Source organism: uncultured Tateyamaria sp., assembly GCF_947497045.1.
GTDB lineage: Bacteria > Pseudomonadota > Alphaproteobacteria > Rhodobacterales > Rhodobacteraceae > Tateyamaria.
This window is the reverse complement of record NZ_CANMEU010000001.1, coordinates 399030-415992: the sequence shown is the minus strand read 5'-3', so window position 1 is coordinate 415992 and position 16963 is coordinate 399030. Positions and strand designations below refer to the sequence as shown.

Genomic DNA, 16963 nt, shown 5'->3' with positions numbered 1-16963 from the left:
TGGCGGAGGACACCTCCGCCTTACGTCTTAGCCCGTGCGTCCCTCGAACTTGCGCACGGTAATCCCCTCGGCCTCGAGCGTGCGGCGCACGGAGGCTGCGATATCGACGGCTTCGGGCGTGTCACCGTGACAGCAAATGCTGTCGATGGGGGTGTCGATGCGGGTACCGTCTTCGGTGATGATGGCTTGGGCCTTGACCATCTCGACCATCCGTTTGCCGGCCAGATCCGCGTCATGGATCACCGCGCCGGGCTTGCGCCGATCGACTAGGGTGGCATCCGAGTTGTAAGCCCGGTCCGCAAAGATTTCGCAGGCAAAACGCGCGCCCAACGCGCGCGCCGCGCGTTCCTGCGCTGTCGCGGCCAGCACCATTACAATCGCATCCGGGTGCGCGGATAATGCCGCCTCGTAACAGCCCCGCGCCATATCCTCGTCTTCGGAGGTCATGTTGCCAAGCGCGCCGTGCAATTTGATATGCCGCACCTCGGCCCCCAAGGCCCGCGCCATGCCCAATGTCGCGCCCACCTGACAGCGGATCGAGTTCTGTAAAGAGGCCAGCGGCATGTCGATGCGCCGCCGCCCGAACCCCTGAATGTCGGCAAAGCCCGGATGTGATCCGATCCCCACGCCTTGTTCCAGCGCAATACTCATTGTCTTGGCCATCACATCGGGATCACCGGCATGGGCCCCGCAGGCGATGTTGGCGGATGTCACCGTGCGCAGCAGGGCCGCATCATCGCCCATGGTCCACGGGCCAAAACTCTCTCCCATATCGGCGTTCAGATCGACATACATGGCTTATCCTTTGTCCAGATCAGAGTGGGTCGCGGAGACGGCACCGCTGACCAATTGATAACTGAGCAGATCCTGCATCGTCGCAGGATCGCGCACCAGCGGCGTCACACTCGTGCGCAGTTTCGCCCAATCGGCATTGGCGCGGGCCTGCACTTGCGCCCCAGCCTCAAGCTCCAGAAACTCGAACTGCAATTCGGCCCCCGCCGGGGCTTGGGCAACCCTTGGCAGATCGCAGGGTAGGACGGTTCCGATCCGTGGATAGCCGCCTGTCGTCTGGCTTTCGGCCATCAACACAAACGGGGTTCCGTCCCCGGTGATCTGGATGTCACCGGGCACAATCACTTCGCTGACGATGCTGAGGGCGCTGGGGTTGGAAAAACCCGGCCCGTTGCTGTCCAGCCGTATGCCCTGGCGGTTGGCCCGTGGGTCACGGCGAAAGGTGGTTGCTTCGAATCTTGTGCGGATATCAGCATCAAAATCCATCGTTTGCATGGATGGTACGATGCGCACGACACCCCCCGACAGGCGAGGGGGAACGGCCAATGTCATGCCGATATCGCGCCTTTTGTCCTGGCCAACCAGCAGGGTTTGGCCTGCGGTGATCAATGCCCCAAGCCCGCAGGACTGATGTGTCGCGCGGGACCCGAGCGTTGGTTCCGTTTCAAACCCGCCGCCCACATGCAGATAGCCATATGCGCCGGATCGTGTCGGCCCGACAACCAGCCGCGCCCCTTTTGGCACAGCATGGCTGGCATTCCACGCCACCGTTTCGCCATCAATCTGCGCGCTCATCACGGCCCCGGTCAATGCGATGCGCATGTCCTCGCTGGCCTCAAAGGTACCACCGGTGCCAACCATCTCCAACGCGGCGCGATCCACGCTTTGGCCCAACAGGGTCGCCCCTTCGTGCAGAGCCAAAACATCCGCCGCACCGCCGCGGGTCAAGCCCACAGCCAGAAAGCCGGGCCGTCCCAAATCCTGTACGGCAACGCCGGGTCCGACCTGATGCACGATCAGCGCCCTCATGCGATCACCGTGCGTTCCGCGCCGTCGATCCCGTGGGCTTCGAGCCGTTCGAGTTCGGCAACGGAGACCTCGGCAAATTGCACCTCGTCTCCCGGTGCGAGGGGGAATGGTACCTCTGCGTCGGGGCGAAAGCAGGCAAAGGCCGACTGGCCCACATGACGCCACCCGGTCGGGGTGTCCTTGGCAAACAAACAGACTTGCCGCACCGCAGCAACCAAGGCACCTTCAGGCACGTTGGGGGTCAGCCCGATTTGGCGTGGAATGTCCCATGCCGCGCCCAATATGCCCAGATAGGGCTGGCCGGGCGCAAATCCCAACGTCAGAACACGCAGTCGGGTCTGGGTCAGGTCCGCCAATGCCTGTGTTGCGCTCAGGCCTGCGGCCTCGGCGGCTTCGTTGAATTGCGGGGCGCGGGTTCCGCCAAATACAGCCGGAATGGTCCACAGGGCGCGGCCCTTGGGCAGGGGCGTGGCCGACCAATCGCGGCTGGCGAGGAGGTCGGCCAATCGGTCACGGATCATCGAAAAGGAATGTGCGGACAGATCGATCTGGAAAAATGCAGACACCAGAGTGCTGCTGCTTTCGCCCACTTCAGGCCATGCCAGCGCATCCACCGCCCCGCGAAACGCAATCGCGGCGCGATTGGCCTCGTCCGTGGCGCGCGCGCCGAATGTGACCAATACACCGGTCAAACCCACCGAGCGGATCAAAGGGGAAAAAGGGAGTGTCTCCATACCCGCCAATCTATCGTTTCCTTCGGGCGGTGCAATCGGTGTTCATACAGGGTCGCGCATCCAGCCATCGTCAAATGCCAGTTGGTTGACTCCGGCAAGGCGCAGCATGCGGTCGAGTTCCACCTCTAGTTTCCGCTGGCGACCCTTGCCCCACCGCACCCCACGTTCGGGCCACAGGGCGCGGACCCGCAAAGTGTCGTCCGCACGAAACGCCTTCATATCAATGCGCCCGACCAGTTTGTCGCCTTCCATCAGCGGAAAGACATAGTAGCCGTATGTGCGCTTGGGTTCTGGTACGAAAATCTCGATCCGGTAGGTGAATCCGAACAGGCGTTCGGCCCGCTTGCGGTCGCGTAAGGCCGGATCAAAGGGGCTGAGCACGCGCAGGCGGGGGGTGGGATCAAGGGTCAAACCGGGATCGTCCGGCAGATCAGGCCGCGCAAAAGCGGGGCGTGCAGTTCCATCCATGCCTGTGACGTTGACTTGGATGATGCGCCCGGCGGCCAGTGCCTCGCTGCACCAGACCTTGGCCTCTGCCGGAGAGATGTGATCCCAGAATGCCGCTAACTCGCCGTGGGTGGCAAAACCCAACCGATCCAGTGCTTCGCGGCAGCACCAGTCGATGGTTTCGGCTTCGTCCGGGGCGTTGCCAATAGTGGTCTGGTCAAAGACCCGTTCGGTCAGGTCATAGTATTTCTGAAATCCCTCACGACGCACAACCTGCAAGGCCCCACTGCGCCACAGATATTCCAGCGCAGTCTTGGAGGGGTGCCAATCCCACCACCCGCCGGAGTTGCGTTTTTCATCCTCGCCCACATCGCCCGAACAGCATGGCCCACGATCTCGAATACGGTCGAGAACGGGTTCGAACTTCGCTTCGAACCCTTCGCGCCGCCACTCTGACCACCTTTCGGGCAGACGGGCGGCATCGCGAGACCGACGCATATGCCAGTAAGGATAGAATCGCACAGGGATCATGGCGGCATCGTGGGTCCAGTGTTCAAACAGAACCCGGTCCTGTTCATAAAGACGCTTCAAGGCCTTTGGTCGATACCGGGGCTTGCGCGAAAACAGGATCATATCGTGGGCGCGTGCGACTGTGTTGATACTGTCGAGCTGCACAAACCCCAGACGTTCAATCAAGGTGAGCAACTCGGTCCCGTGCGCAGGCCCCTGAGGGGACTCTGACAAGGCGTGACGGTCGAGAAAAACGAGACGCGCCTGCGCGTTTGTCAGTGTAAAGGGGCTCACGACCCGGTGGGCTGACGCATGTGACGGCGCAGCGTGTCGCCATAGGAGATCTTGGGGGTCAGCGTTGTGTGCTTGGGGCTGTGGTCGCCATCCGGGTCGTTATGCGCGAGGATGATGTCCGCTGCCGCACGGCCAATCTCAAGCCGACATGCGTCTGTGGTCGCCAATTGGCGTGGTAGCCCTTGCAGCAATTCGACCCCGTTGAACCCGGCAAGCCCGATCTGTCCCGGCACGTCGATCCCTTCGTCCAGCAGGTACAGCAGCCCGCCCGCACCGATCATATCATTGGAATAATACAGAAAATCGAGGTCCGGGTTCGCGTCCAGCATGGCAGCCGTCATTTCGCGCCCTTTGGCGAGCGCCGAGCCGCCTTCGTAAAAATCACGCGCCTCAATCTCGATCCCCGCTTTGGCGAGCCCTTCTGTCAGCCCTTCGAAGCGTTTGCGGGCGCGGTGGTCGCGCGGCATGGAGGTGCCCATGAACCCGATCCGGGAATAGCCTTGTTTGAGGATCGCGCGCGCCATATCAAGGCCCGCCTGCCGGTGCGAAATGCCGACCATATTGTCGACCGGGTTGCCGTCGGTATCCATGATTTCAACCACTGGAATACCGGCATTTTTCAACATCGCCTGCGCTGCATCCGAGTGTTCAAGCCCCGCAATGATCACCCCCGAGGGGCGCCAGGACAGCATCTCGTAAAGCACCCGCTCTTCCTTGTCGCGCATGTAGTCGGTGACGCCGAACACGGGCTGAAGTGGCGAGTTTTCAAGCACCTGGTTGATGCCCGTCAACACTTCGGGGAACACCATATTGCTGAGGGAAGGGATAATGACCGCCACCAGATTGACGTGTTGCGAGGCAAGCGAGCCTGCGATCTGATTGGGCACGTAGCCAAGGGTTTTTGCCGCTTCCAGCACCTTGGCGCGGGTGGCCTCGGACACGTCGCCGCGATTGCGCAAGACCCGGCTTACGGTCATTTCCGACACGCCAGAGGCGGCAGACACATCCCGCAATGTCAGCGGGCGTTGGGTGCGATCAGTCAAGCTCAGTCCTCACACAGGTCATGGATCCGAGTTACCGTCAAATACGCAGGGATTTCAAGCATTCCCGGTGGCGGTGTGGCGTTGAACAGGGTGACAACGGGCGATCAAGGCGATAACTCCGGGGGCAGTCGGCCCCGTGGCTCAACTGGATAGAGCAGCCCCCTCCTAAGGGGCAGGTTGCAGGTTCGAATCCTGCCGGGGTCGCCAAAACTGCCTGAAAAATATGACTTATTTGCAAGGGGTTCTGTCCGAGCCTGCAGAAAGGCCCGTTTCGTTTTCCGCCGAATTCCCCGAAAACGACCGAAATCTCGTACAAAACCTGTACAAAATTCGCACGTCTGTGCGGCTTTTGAGGCCATCCGATGAGCTGGCGTGTCGCGAATGCATGCGCGGAGCGAAAGTTTGGGAGTGCGACACGCAAGCAGATCATCATGTTTCTGGCGGACAAGGCGTCGGATGATGGGTCGGGTATCTGGTGTTCAAAGGGGACGATCCAGCGGCATACGGAGTTGGGAGAGACCACCGTCAAGCGGACGATCCGGGAGTTCCTGAAGGAAGGTATCCTGGTCGAGACCGGCGCGCGCGGTTGCAAGAATGGATTCACCGTCGTCTACCGGATCGATTTGGCCAAGATCGAGGCGCTCGAACTCACCGCAGAACCCGAGATCGAGACGGGGGCCACAGTGGACCCCGTCCAGACTGGACCCGGAACGGGGGCCACAGTGGCCGGGGTACCGGGGCCACCACGGCCCCCAAACCATCCTAAAACCATCCATAAACCTCCTACGCGCGAGCGCGTGGTGGCGGAGGAAGAAGTAGCTGAGAAGATTTTGGCCTCCTATCCGCCCGACCGGTTGCGCGGAAAGACTGAATGCCTCGGGCGGATCAGGGACGTCTTGGATGCCGGAACAGAGGTCGAGGACCTGTTGCAGGCTGTGAAGGCCTATGCGACTGAGAGCGCGGGCTTCACCCGCTCGAAGGTTTGTTTCTCCGACAACTGGCTTAGGTCGGGACGCTGGCGGGCCTACGTCGAAGACATCGCCAGAGGCAAAGAAGCGGCCAAGGCGAAGGAAGCGGTGATGCTCGCAGGCTTGGCGAATTGGGTGACCGACAAGCATCCGCTCTGCCGCCATATCACGTCGGTCCAAGTTGATGCACTGCTGGCCGCTAAGTTGGTGACGCAGGCACAAATCCAGGCGGCAGGACTCAGATCATGAGCATTCCTGATTCCACCGAAGCGCAAACAGCAAGGCGACCCATGTCATACGGCTGCGCCGATGACACGGGACCTTGCGAGGGGCGGCACGCCTCCCCTTCGAACCCCACCGGCGGGGGCAAGACCCCCGCCAAAGAGCCGCTGACCGAGACCTTCGTCTTCCGCTGCACCGCGTCCGAGAAGGCCCTACTGCGCGCCAAGGCCGAGGCCGCTGGCCTGCCTGCCTCGACGCTTCTGCGCGAGGCTTTGGGCCTCACGGAAGCGCGTCGCCGCAAACCCGTGCCCCGCGTCGATCCGGCGCTTGTGTTGGCCGTCGGGCGCATCGGCGGCAACCTCAACCAGATCGCCCGCTGGCTGAACCACGCCATGAAGGTCGGCCGCACGGACCTCGACACGCTCACAGTCGCCCGCCGCCTCGTGGTGATCGAACGCCAGCTTGCCGCGCTCCTTGATGAGGCGCGGCGGTGCTGATCAAGTTCTTCCCCAATGGCAAGGGCGCGGGCGCGGGGCCGGTCGGGTACCTCGTGGCCGAGCGTGTGCTGGCCTATGACGGCAATCGCGACCTGATCCGTGATGCAGAGGGCCAGCCAGTGACCGTCACACGCGATCCGCTGCCCGAGGTCCTGCGCGGCAACCCCGAGCGCACCGAGGCCCTGATCGATGCCAGTCGCCACCATTGGACCTACCGCGCGGGCGTGATCAGCTTTGCCGACAGCGACGCCCCGACCGACGACCAGCAGGCCGAGGTCATGGACCAGTTCGAGCGGCTGGCCTTCGCGGGGCTGGACCCTGAGCAATATGAGGTGCTCTGGGTCCGCCATCGCCACGAAGGCCGGGTCGAGCTTCACTTCTGCACGCCGCGCCTGGAGCTGACGACGGGCAAGAGCCTCAACATTGCACCGCCCGGATATCAGGACGCCTACGACAGCCTGCGCGACGTGATGAACCAGCGCCACGGCTGGGCCGACCCGATGGACGTGGAGCGCGCTCAGGAGGTGCGTGACACCATCGAGGCCCCGACCCGCGCCCAGGGCCGGGACGAGCTGCACGCCTGGATACTGGACCAGATTGATTTGGGCCTGATCACAGACCGCGCGACCATGATTGAGGCGCTCACCGACGCAGGCTTCGATCTGCCGCGGACCGGCAAGGCCTACATCACCGCCCGCGATCCGGAGACCGGCGAACGCTGGCGGCTGAAAGGAGAGATTTTCCATGAAGACTGGCAAGCCGACCCGGTTGAGCGAGAAACTGAACGCGGAGCTCGACGAGATCAGACAGGAACACGTCGCCTCGATCTCGTCCCAGCTCAAGAGCTTCAGGATCGATTTGAAGAACATTGTGGGCACCGCGCAGCATACCATCGCGAGCGATACGCGCCGCTTTCAGACCGAGACGGCGCGCCTGTTCGAGACGCGGCTGAAATCGATCCGCCTTTGGCTGATGATCTCGCCCTGGCTGATCGTGGCGATGTTGGTGACAGGGATCGCCTCGATGATGGCCGCGAGCTTCTTCTGGACGGTGCATCTGAACCGCTCGGAGCTGACGGAACTGGGCCTGACACGGATCGAACGGCCCGGGGGGACATGGCTGATCCTGGACCCGTCGAAGACACGGCTCAGGACTTGCACGATGGGCGAGAGACATGTCACCTGCATTCGGATCGAGGAGAACTAGATGACCCAACTGACAGCCTTGGAACGCGACTTGCTCGCCTGCGTCGAGCGGTTGGTGACGGCCTCAGAGGCCTCCGCGAAGGACTTGACCGCCTTGGAGACACGCTCGACCGGCAGGATCGAGAGGGAACTGGCTGGCTTGAAAGACTGCGTGACCTTGCTCATTCGTTCACAAGCCGCATCCATGCAGGCCTTGAGCGGATTGCTGAACGACGAGGCGAACTACAAGACGCTGGACGAGAGCTTGCAGCAGAGCTTGACCTTAGCGAAAGCCGCCGCCGAGAGATTGAGGGACAGCTAGACAGCCAGGAAGCGCATGCGGAGCGGGGGTTGCGGCATTGAGGTTGGCCTTACGGGCTCGCCGCGTTGGCTTCCCTGTCTATGTAGTGACCAAATCGGCTGAATGCATAATCGCAGTGCATGTCGAGAAATGTCATTCGGCCAATCTTTTGAGACTGGCCGAATGGAATGATTGATCTGACCTATCTTAAGACAGCTGTGAAAACAGGTCTCCTAGACCCTTAACGACTTCATCGCCGCCAAGCTTTTCTCGATACGCTGTCATGCTCACTATGTTGTCACCATGCTCAGATTCATCGAACGAAAACGCATCCTTAATCTCATCCGCCACTTCCATTGGAAAGTCAGGCTTTTGAAGGCTGAACAGCTCTGCCCATAACGACTTTCCGACACTCGCGTCCTGCGAATCTGCCTCCATCAAAAACCGACCGTAACTTGCATCGGTCTGGATTTCTTCCATGGAGCGGTAGTTCATGTACTCGGCAAACTGTTCCGGGTCACACGGTACCAGCGCAACAAAGCAAAAGGCTAGGATACCGCGCGCTCTTGCGTCTGGTTCCAAGGTTGTGCTGATCCCACGAAGAGACCATTCCTTTACAGATAGGACTTCGGCTGCGAGTTCAACGACTTGATTTGCTGAAGGAAATTCTGTGAGTGCATTATCACACAAACGGTCCTCGATTTTTTGCATGTCTTTCATTTGTTCGGCGGCTCCTGCGCTTTCAATGTGGTCTTTTTTTTTGTTCTCGAGTGCGATAATCGCTGTCCTTTTCGCAGGCAAATGCTCAATTTGACTAATATAGCCGCGCCCACCGCATCTCTCTTCGGTCCCTCGATTTAGAAGGTGAAAACCCGTAGCGCCCGGCGGCCAAACCAGCCCACAGCAGCCTTCACTGATGTCATGGTGCAGCAAATCAAGTGTACGGTGTACGCTTGCGATATCCGTTCCATCATCACGCCAAGTAATCAACATGTTGCCATCGACAATATCGACGACTTCGACGTTTTGAAGCAGGCGCACAAAGCCCGGGTCGGAGCCGTTTGCACGAAGTCTGATCAGCCAGTCTTCGACAACTTGATAAAGGCTGTTTAAACAAACAAAGGTGCCTATGAAGTCTCCGGCTTGGGTGTCAGCCGCTCCACAATACCTTTGTGGAGCAGCTTTTTTGGGGTCTAACGCAGTCATTACATTCTCCCTGTTTCTCATTGTTGCCCAACTAAGGGCGGCGATAACTCGATTAGAATCCCTGCCTCAAAGGTTTCATTTGATGTCCATTTTCTGCGGGAGGAACTCAGTAAAGAAGGAGTGAAGCGCTGGCTTGGCAAAGTAGCGAACATCTATCCTAGAGACATAAAAATACTCTACTAGGTCGACTTCCTTGGCCGCCTTAGCAACCTTCTTTACCCTTTGGTTGTGCGCGCTGTCGGCATTGCCATAGACGGCTTCTTTGTAAGTATCGAACCAAAATTCACGGACGAATTTGGCAAAAAACGTCGACCTAGGCTCTTGTGCGCGCTCCCGGATTCTGGGTGGCTTTGCTCCAAGTTCCTGGCTGTATGCGGACCGAAAGGCCTCAGAGTCGATCCAAATGGATAACAGAGTCGGAAATGCTAGACCGCTACGGAATTGGTCGCAAATCTGGTGTCTATAGGCCCAGTCCTCGATACCACATCGATCAAAGTACTCTTGGCAGTATGAGTGTAGAGCCCCTTTGAAGGCTCCATCATTGCTTATTCCCCGGGTTAGGCTCCGGAGATATTGGTCAATAGGCATACTAATTGCTTTCACGCAGCCAGTAGGTTGATTCCATCCACGTAAGTCTTTGAGCGATTTAGGCATTTCTTCCTCCCTTAGTCTGAACGAAACTTGTTTTCTGCATGACCTGCTTCGAGGCCTTAACCAACAGAGTACTGGCGCATCGACTTAGGACAATTGATTTATTTGAGCGACCAGCCTCGGCTTCGAGACTTGTGTATACCAATCGGAAATCATCGCAGGGATTAATTGAGTTGATTAATCATTTTCATTCAATAAATCAATAAGTTGAAGCGACACTCCAGAACTCCGATCTCTATTGGGAAAGGAGACTGAAATGGAAAATGAACTTGCCTTGGTACTTGATGGAATTCGCGTCTTGCTGTTGGCCTTAGCCTCTCTGAGATCAAAGAGAACATCGCCAAAACGACGGATCGGCAGGTCTAAGCGAAAGAGACTCCTGCGTGAGTTGTTGGACTTGCTCTTGCGGCTGGTGTCCTTAGTTCTTGCGATTTGAGGGCCGCAGTCTAAGAAGTTTTCGAACCTTGAGTCATAAGTATAACCACATGTGAGGCGTTGCGTATTCCGCTGCTACGCATGTGGTCAAAACCTCGGGTCGATCGCACAAATGAGATATCATGCAGGCTGTCGCCACTTTTCCACACACTTGTTGACACTAGATGCCGACGTCAGGAGAAACCTTGAGGCACAGACAAGTTCCCCTAAATCTCGACTTGCCATGCTAGGCAGCGACAAGCGGCTCGATATTAGATACGTCTATATCCTTCGCCGCCCGCGCCATGTCATAATTCGTCTGCAAGTTCACCCAGTAGGCCGGGGTCGTGTTGAACACGCGGGCAAGGCGCAGCGCCGTGTCAGGCGTGATCCCCGTAGTTCCCTTGATCAACCGCTCGATCCGCGTCCGAGGCACACCCAGACGCCGCGCAAAGGCGATGGCCCCCATCTCCAGGGGATCAAGGTAAAGCTCTTTCAGGACTTCACCTGGGTGCATTGGGTCTTCAAGCAAGCTCATCAGCGTATCCTCTCAATGGTAGTCCACAATCTCGACATCGGCGGGGCCGTTCGGCGTCCAGACAAAGCAGATGCGCCATTGCCCATTGATCCGCACGGAATGTTGCCCGGCCCGATCCCCTTTCAGTTCTTCCAGGTGGTTGCCGGGCGGGAGCCGCAAATCCTCGACAACAACCGCAGCATCCAACGCCGAAAGCATCGCCCGCGTGCGCTTTACCAAATCACCGGGGAAGCCTTTGCCGTATTTGCCTTTTACAGCGTTGGCGGCGAGTTTGCCCTTGGTGCTTTGGATCATGAGGGTGATGTATCACGTAGAGATACATGTGTCAAGATATGATACGTACCTCTGTTAAATTGGCCCGGCGGCTCAAACGAACCGAACGAGTTCGGACATTTCTCATTGTTAACTGTACGACGCCAGTAGAGCCACGGCCTCTTCAACCGCAGTTTTTGATCTATCGGTTTCAAATTCGGTTTTGATACCGACATCCAACGCTTCAAGTGTCCCTACGATTCCTAAGCACTGGATGGAAAGCCGTTGACGTTCGCCATCAGTGAGGTCTGAACCATTATTGGCGCAGAAGACTCTGATATCTTCTAGAACTCGAATTGCATGTATTCTGTGATCAGGTGCCAACAGCATATCATGTACCTTGTCGATAAGATCGAACAGAATTTCGGTGTCGCCTGGGAAATCATCTTCGTCAGCAGGTGCTTGAAGGATTAGCTTCAGATAATTCGTATCTAGTTGATAAGTTCGGAAACCTTCGGTCGCTTCTGCTCGTAGATACGCGGTTTCTAGATGGTTTCGCGCCATGCCGTAGTTGCCTAAATCCTGCATAAATATGCTATATTGCAACCAAAACAGCGGCTCATCATTGATGATGATGTTGTCTCTCAGTGTTTCATAGAGATCAGTTATGGATTTCTGTGTCTCTGCGGCGGCACTGCCAAGCAGAGAAGATACTCTTCCGTACTGCAGAAGGGCACCAAGGGCCTTACGGGCTTCCCGGCTTCGCTGGGAACCGAGGTTTGCGCCATTTTTCTTGCGTTTGGCCGCCTCTATCGCCAACCGGCAAATGACGCTTACTATGCCGCGCGCACCCACATGTTCCTTCAAGAAAAACTCGCCAAATACCGCGGAATGCAATGCGAGCGCATCTGGTGACAAAGCGCCAAACTCAAGAGCTGCGACCTCATTTTTCAAAAGAATATCGTAGGGATCACCACCCGTAATCGCACGGATGAAGTCAGTCCCGACATGAATTGAGAATGCTCTCATCACACACGCAGTCGCAATAACTTTCATCGCTTCCTTGTCGTCTAGTAAGGGTTTGACTGCATTGTTCAAACGCTCCTTGATGTAAGGGCTGTTTAACAAATCTACGAGATGATCGCGCAACTCAGTCCGGCCTGTCCCCGACAGATCAAGTCCGTCTGATGGTATGCCTGAACGCGAGAGAAGTTCTCCGAAATCTTGTCGATCCTGTCTTTCAAGTGGATTCAGATCCAGCCTGCCAATTGGACTTGGCAAGAAACTGTGCACCTCGCTTCGACGAACTTGATCAGTGCCGGTGTTAATTTCGACAATGAAGGTAGCGTTCTCCCTCAACTGGGCAACTTCGTTGGACACTGCCACCACATCGTCATAGGTTCTGAAAAAAACAACAAGATCATTTACTTGAGAAAGAAATTCAATCTCTGACGGGGGGATGTCACTGTGACTTGTGTAGCGTACGCAACTCTTGCCAGCGGCCGACAGTTCGAGGCTGAGCATATCGGCAAAGATGCTCTTGCCGTTGGCGGTTCGAGAATGAAGCAACAGCGTCTTAGAATCTGAAAGAGCCTCGACCGCCTCTTTCATCTTCGACGCTCGTGGAAGAGCGAACTCGGCCTTTGGATAGGTTGAGGACAAAGATTGAAAGTTGAAGTTGCCCTTTGTCAGGAAGGTCTCAATCTCAACTGGAGTTGGCTGAGCAACAGCTTTGTTGTCTTTGTAAGGGTCGATCAGCCGGAAGGCATTGAGTTGACGAAAATCGCTGATTGGGTCACGAGTCTTGGCGTTGGCGCAAGCCTCGGCAAATCCACCCGTTGAGATCGAGTCAACTGAGCCGTACCCTTCTAGCCTATCGAGTAAGTAATCACTAACGGGGTCGCGCAGAATAAATCTAGTTTTCCGGGAAATTCGGGGATCTTTGGTCAGGTACTTGGCGACAGCAAAGTCATTTAAATTGTAACCTACAAAGAAAATCCATTCAGCGCCTTGAACGTCTCTTTCAAACTGATCCCACCACGGGCTCTCCAAGGCCGCTTGCTCTGCATATGAGCGGTGATCAAGTACTAGCTGTGAAAGAACATTTTTCTTGTCACAAGCATGAATGTACCCATGCAAATGCACCACGGTGTTCGAAGGAAACTTGCGAGGTCTATCATCATCAATCGAAAATGATTGGCGGGTTCCCGTTCCGCTGTCCTTTTCAAAGAACTCGACAGCATCATCGTAATTTGTGGTATAAATCCTTCTCCACCGCTTGCCCAAAACGGTCTTTTGATCTTCATTCAACCCCGTGATGACAAAAAGATCATGCAATAGTCCATACAAATTCACGCCTCTGCTAGCGGCGTAAGAGGCTGCATCTTTCAGATCAATATCCGCATGCTCTTCTTCAATTTCAGACAAAATTGCCTTCTGAAGACCGTTCCCGACTGGCGGATTCCCAGACCGCTTATTTGTTGCTGCTGCTGAAAATCCGGAGCCAAGGAAGAGCAGGCATCGTTCAGTATCAAAGTTTTCTGGGAATTGCATCGTTTCTCTGCTTAATCTGTTTCACATTTCGTTAGACCGGAAGCCTAACACATTCGCAAGGCAAGTAGTTTTATCAGTGAGGTGGGCTGGCATTCGTGCGAGCACCATCTCACGAGCCATCAGGCCTTGAAACAGTGATTCCTGTGCCATGCAACGAATTCTAACCGTGGTCTGTTCGCCCGCCGACTGGGAGCCAATAGCTTTCCTGTTGAATTGATCATCGTCGTTACGGCTCCAACGTCGTTGCTCTGTCTCGAAACAAGTATCGTTAGATCATCGTTCAGCCCGACCAATCCGCGGTCAAACATCCAATGGGCAGTCCCAGACAACGCGATCCCATTGCTAATGATGTCGGGCCCGTCTTGCTCAACCGGCCGGATATGGGCCGCTTCTACTTCGGCTCGCCCGCCTCCGTTGATCAAACGGAGCCCCGTAATAGCGCAGCGTTCGCCATAGGCCCTTAGGACATTCTTTCTGAAGTTTCGGTCCCGCACCGCGCGGCTGGTCAGTTGATTGACGCGCTCGCGAGCTGGCATGTGTTGAAATGGAGCTTGGACATCTTGAAAGCCAGTAATCGCCGCAAGGTCTCCCACGCGGGGCAGAAAGTCATCGTCAACGCATAACCCGCGCTCGATGATCCTAGCGAAGTCTTCATTGGATAGCGTTCTCACAGCTGCCTGTGCGCGACCGGATATGCGACCCTCGTCGTTTAGCAGGCCTTTCTCAACTATGTTTTCGGCATCGCGGAACGGCACTGGATCACCGAAATCGAGATACGTTCCAGGCTCGATTACAGCCAAGAACATGTCAGACTTTCGAGGGTCAGAGATGATCTCTTGAACCTTTGCGACTGCGAAGTACCCCTTCGTACCTTTCACCTTGCTTGGCTCAAGATACACGATCCAGTCACCTTCACATTGCTGTACTCGGGACAGATACTGCCGCGGGAACTGATAGCGTTCGGAGGGGACGTCATCGTAGATCGAGTCACTGCGGTGAATGAACACTCCGAAGGCCATTCAGGTTAAGCCCTTTCGCAGCACGCGCGAACATCGTGTGCCAGGCTTGGTGCATTCCAGCGGCTTATCATTACTGTGTCGTCATTCACGAAGAAGCTGCCCCAAACGACGGTCTGCAAAGTGCAGTGTCAATGCTGATCCAGTCAGAACAGGCACAAGTAGACCGCCAGCGGCTGCGAGCAGAACGAAGGCTCCAGAAGCCAGCGAGAATTCGTCAGTTTGACCGAACAGATTTAGGCGCAGAAATCCGGCCAAGTACAGCGCGCTGGCACCAAGAAGTGCGAGGTGAACGACCTCCAAAGGTTCGATCATATTGCGGCGCGCGCGTTCCAGTGCTGCGCGGCGAAGTTTCTTCCATTGGTCGCTTGGTTTTTGCATTTGCCTACTCCCTTACGAGTTCGATCCAAGTGTGAACGTCATCATCCGTTACTTCCCGTCCCTCGACTAGCGACTGGTACCAACGCGCGACGATTGCCCCGCGCTTCTCACTCTTGATTCTGATGTTTTCCGCGTTGAGGTGTTGATCGAGTGAGGTCTCGATCTCCTTCAAAGCATTGAAATCGTGGCCTGCGCGTATCGCCTTCGTGCCCAACAATAACCAGGGCACATCGACGTCAAATTGCTCGCCGAACGCCACCAATGCTTCGACCGGAATGCCGCGCTGGCCCTTCTCATAACTGTGATAGGCCCTAGGTGAAACACCAAGCGCTTTGGCCATTGCGGCCTGAGATAGTCCCGCTTCATTGCGCGCAACAGTTAGGCGCGCACCCATCGAAGCAAACAATTCAGCGTCTTTCCGCGCCATTCGCAGTTTCCATTTGACGAGATCGTATTTTTTCGCGAACATTGCAAAAAATGACGAACTATTCCGATATTTCCCATCTGACCACGTCAAATGGTGCTTAACAAGCGATTCCATGCGGCGCGCAGTTTCAACTCAAGCGGACAAGGATGACTGAAATGGCAGAGACCGACAAATCAGACAGCTCGCAAATCCTGGGGCTTGGCAAGACGCCTGCGCAATGGGTCGAGGTCATGTCCGGCATGGGTATCGACATTTCAGAGAGAACATTGCGTGAGCGTGCCAACGACACGGGCGCATTCTATCGCCTTGGGCGGACCATGCTGATCACGCCCGCACAGATCGACAAGATTTTTGAAGGAGGCCAGGCATGCCGCTCCAAATCTACAAGAGAGGCCAGTACTACTACGTCTACGGCAAGATCGAATACAATGGCCGACCGATCACACGCACATACCGCGACAGCACTAGATCGACTACAGAAGCAGGCGCACGGGACTGGGTAGCCCGTGAAACTGAACTGCAAATCCGCCGTCATGTCGTTGGCGATGAGACGAGCAAGACGTTCTCCGATGCAATCATGCTCTACAATGCCTCGCCGAAGACCGCGAAGCAGTTGATCCCGATTGTTGAAGAGATTGGCGACATGCCCTTGGGCGCGATTTCTGGTGCGCTTTTGAAGGGCCTGGGTCCGAAACTGAAACCAAAGGCCTCGAGCGACACTTGGTGGCGCGAGATCGTGACGCCAGCGAGTGCAGTCATCAACAACGCGCACGAGCTGGAAGGAACGCCGCTCATTCGGGTGAAGCCCTATGACAAGTTTGAGCGCATTGCCCAGGACAAGCGCCGGGGGAAGACCAGCCGCGTTGAACGCATGCCCGCTGACAAAGAATGGATCGAAGCTTTCTGTCGCGCTGCTGATCCGTACAATGCTGCTTTGGTCCGCTTCATGTTCGAGACGGCGGCGCGGATCGATCAGGCTGTCTCGATCGAGCCTGACGATCTGCGCCCCGCCGAGAACAAAGTCAGGGTGAAGGCGCAGAAGGGCCATCCGGAAAGTTGGATCACCGTTTCGCCGCAGATGATGGACGAGCTGCTGGCATTACCGCCCAAGCGCCCGAAGAACCGAAAGACTGGCAAGTTTATGAAACCGCGCGTGTTCGGCTACGGTAGTTCGACGGGCTACAACACGCGTTGGAAGACGATCTGTAAGAGCGCAGGTATCCCATATCTCTCCGCCCACCCGGCAGGACGCCATGGGTTCTTCACCGAATTGGTCGTCCGTCAGGGCGTTGATCCGGTCACTGCGGCCAAGGCAGGCCGCTGGTCAGACCCCAATTTGCCCATGCGCATATATGCCCATGCAGAGACGGATGAGGCCGATGTCAGGGCCCGATTTCGTACAAACCATGTACAGGAAGACCCTGTACAAACACCCAAGAGCAAGAAATCACAGAAGGAATAGCGCTATGAATGGTTCCCTCCTAAGGGGCAGGTTGCAGGTTCG

Annotated in this window: 17 protein-coding genes and 1 tRNA gene; 5 read left to right on the top strand and 13 right to left on the bottom strand. The window is 56.6% G+C overall.

From position 1 onward, the window contains the following. Window positions 1-27: 27 nt before the first annotated feature. Genes Q0859_RS02305 through Q0859_RS02285 form a run of 5 tightly spaced genes read right to left on the bottom strand, consistent with a single transcriptional unit; the run spans window position 28 to window position 4849 of the window. Window positions 28-795 (bottom strand): 5-oxoprolinase subunit PxpA, encoded by a 768-nt coding sequence (locus tag Q0859_RS02305; RefSeq protein WP_299147266.1) that lies wholly within the window; start codon window positions 793-795, stop codon window positions 28-30. Window positions 796-798: 3 nt separating this feature from the next. Continuing rightward, window positions 799-1821 carry a biotin-dependent carboxyltransferase family protein gene (locus tag Q0859_RS02300; RefSeq protein ID WP_299147265.1) on the bottom strand — a complete coding sequence of 341 codons (1023 nt, stop codon included), beginning with the start codon at window positions 1819-1821 and terminating at the stop codon, window positions 799-801. Next, window positions 1818-2555 carry a carboxyltransferase domain-containing protein gene (locus Q0859_RS02295; RefSeq protein WP_299147264.1) on the bottom strand — a complete coding sequence of 246 codons (738 nt, stop codon included), beginning with the start codon at window positions 2553-2555 and terminating at the stop codon, window positions 1818-1820. Before Q0859_RS02295 ends, Q0859_RS02300 begins: the two co-directional genes overlap by 4 nt. Window positions 2556-2597: 42 nt before the next feature. Further along, window positions 2598-3806, bottom strand: coding sequence for a crosslink repair DNA glycosylase YcaQ family protein (locus Q0859_RS02290; protein WP_299147263.1), 1209 nt, complete (start codon window positions 3804-3806; stop codon window positions 2598-2600). Next, window positions 3803-4849 (bottom strand): LacI family DNA-binding transcriptional regulator, encoded by a 1047-nt coding sequence (locus tag Q0859_RS02285; protein ID WP_299147262.1) that lies wholly within the window; start codon window positions 4847-4849, stop codon window positions 3803-3805. Before Q0859_RS02285 ends, Q0859_RS02290 begins: the two co-directional genes overlap by 4 nt. A 130-nt stretch (window positions 4850-4979) precedes the next feature. Between Q0859_RS02285 and Q0859_RS02280 the strand changes: the two genes are divergently transcribed. The 4 genes from Q0859_RS02280 to Q0859_RS02265 all read left to right on the top strand — a co-directional run bounded on the left by Q0859_RS02280 (window position 4980) and on the right by Q0859_RS02265 (window position 8083). Further along, window positions 4980-5056 (top strand) — tRNA-Arg (locus tag Q0859_RS02280). Between the two features lie 155 nt (window positions 5057-5211). Beyond that, window positions 5212-6066 carry a hypothetical protein gene (locus Q0859_RS02275; protein WP_299147260.1) on the top strand — a complete coding sequence of 285 codons (855 nt, stop codon included), beginning with the start codon at window positions 5212-5214 and terminating at the stop codon, window positions 6064-6066. Continuing rightward, a complete protein-coding gene (gene mobC, locus Q0859_RS02270; RefSeq protein ID WP_299147259.1) occupies window positions 6063-6536 on the top strand; it encodes a plasmid mobilization relaxosome protein MobC in 474 nt (157 codons plus the stop codon). The genes Q0859_RS02275 and mobC overlap by 4 nt, the downstream gene beginning before the upstream one ends. After that, window positions 6530-8083 (top strand): relaxase/mobilization nuclease domain-containing protein, encoded by a 1554-nt coding sequence (locus tag Q0859_RS02265; protein WP_299147258.1) that lies wholly within the window; start codon window positions 6530-6532, stop codon window positions 8081-8083. The genes mobC and Q0859_RS02265 overlap by 7 nt, the downstream gene beginning before the upstream one ends. Window positions 8084-8228: 145 nt before the next feature. Here Q0859_RS02265 and Q0859_RS02260 read toward each other — a convergent pair whose 3' ends face one another. The 8 genes from Q0859_RS02260 to Q0859_RS02225 all read right to left on the bottom strand — a co-directional run bounded on the left by Q0859_RS02260 (window position 8229) and on the right by Q0859_RS02225 (window position 15573). Further along, entirely contained in the window at window positions 8229-9227 is a 999-nt protein-coding gene (locus Q0859_RS02260) for a hypothetical protein (protein WP_299147257.1), read from the bottom strand. Window positions 9228-9302: 75 nt separating this feature from the next. Next, complete coding sequence (locus Q0859_RS02255) at window positions 9303-9881, bottom strand: hypothetical protein (protein WP_299147256.1); 579 nt, start codon at window positions 9879-9881, stop codon at window positions 9303-9305. Between the two features lie 658 nt (window positions 9882-10539). Next, a complete protein-coding gene (locus tag Q0859_RS02250) occupies window positions 10540-10830 on the bottom strand; it encodes a HigA family addiction module antitoxin (RefSeq protein ID WP_299147255.1) in 291 nt (96 codons plus the stop codon). A gap of 12 nt (window positions 10831-10842) precedes the next feature. Then, entirely contained in the window at window positions 10843-11124 is a 282-nt protein-coding gene (locus Q0859_RS02245; RefSeq protein WP_299147254.1) for a type II toxin-antitoxin system RelE/ParE family toxin, read from the bottom strand. 108 nt (window positions 11125-11232) lie between these two features. After that, window positions 11233-13635, bottom strand: coding sequence for an SIR2 family protein (locus Q0859_RS02240; RefSeq protein WP_299147253.1), 2403 nt, complete (start codon window positions 13633-13635; stop codon window positions 11233-11235). A 119-nt stretch (window positions 13636-13754) separates the two neighbouring features. Then, entirely contained in the window at window positions 13755-14654 is a 900-nt protein-coding gene (locus Q0859_RS02235; RefSeq protein WP_299147252.1) for an HNH endonuclease, read from the bottom strand. A gap of 81 nt (window positions 14655-14735) precedes the next feature. Continuing rightward, a complete protein-coding gene (locus tag Q0859_RS02230; RefSeq protein ID WP_299147251.1) occupies window positions 14736-15032 on the bottom strand; it encodes a hypothetical protein in 297 nt (98 codons plus the stop codon). Window positions 15033-15036: 4 nt separating this feature from the next. Next, window positions 15037-15573, bottom strand: a complete 537-nt coding sequence (locus Q0859_RS02225) for a helix-turn-helix transcriptional regulator (protein WP_299147250.1) — start codon at window positions 15571-15573, stop codon at window positions 15037-15039. 253 nt (window positions 15574-15826) lie between these two features. Between Q0859_RS02225 and Q0859_RS02220 the strand changes: the two genes are divergently transcribed. After that, a complete protein-coding gene (locus tag Q0859_RS02220; RefSeq protein ID WP_299147249.1) occupies window positions 15827-16921 on the top strand; it encodes a tyrosine-type recombinase/integrase in 1095 nt (364 codons plus the stop codon). Window positions 16922-16963 lie beyond the last annotated feature (42 nt).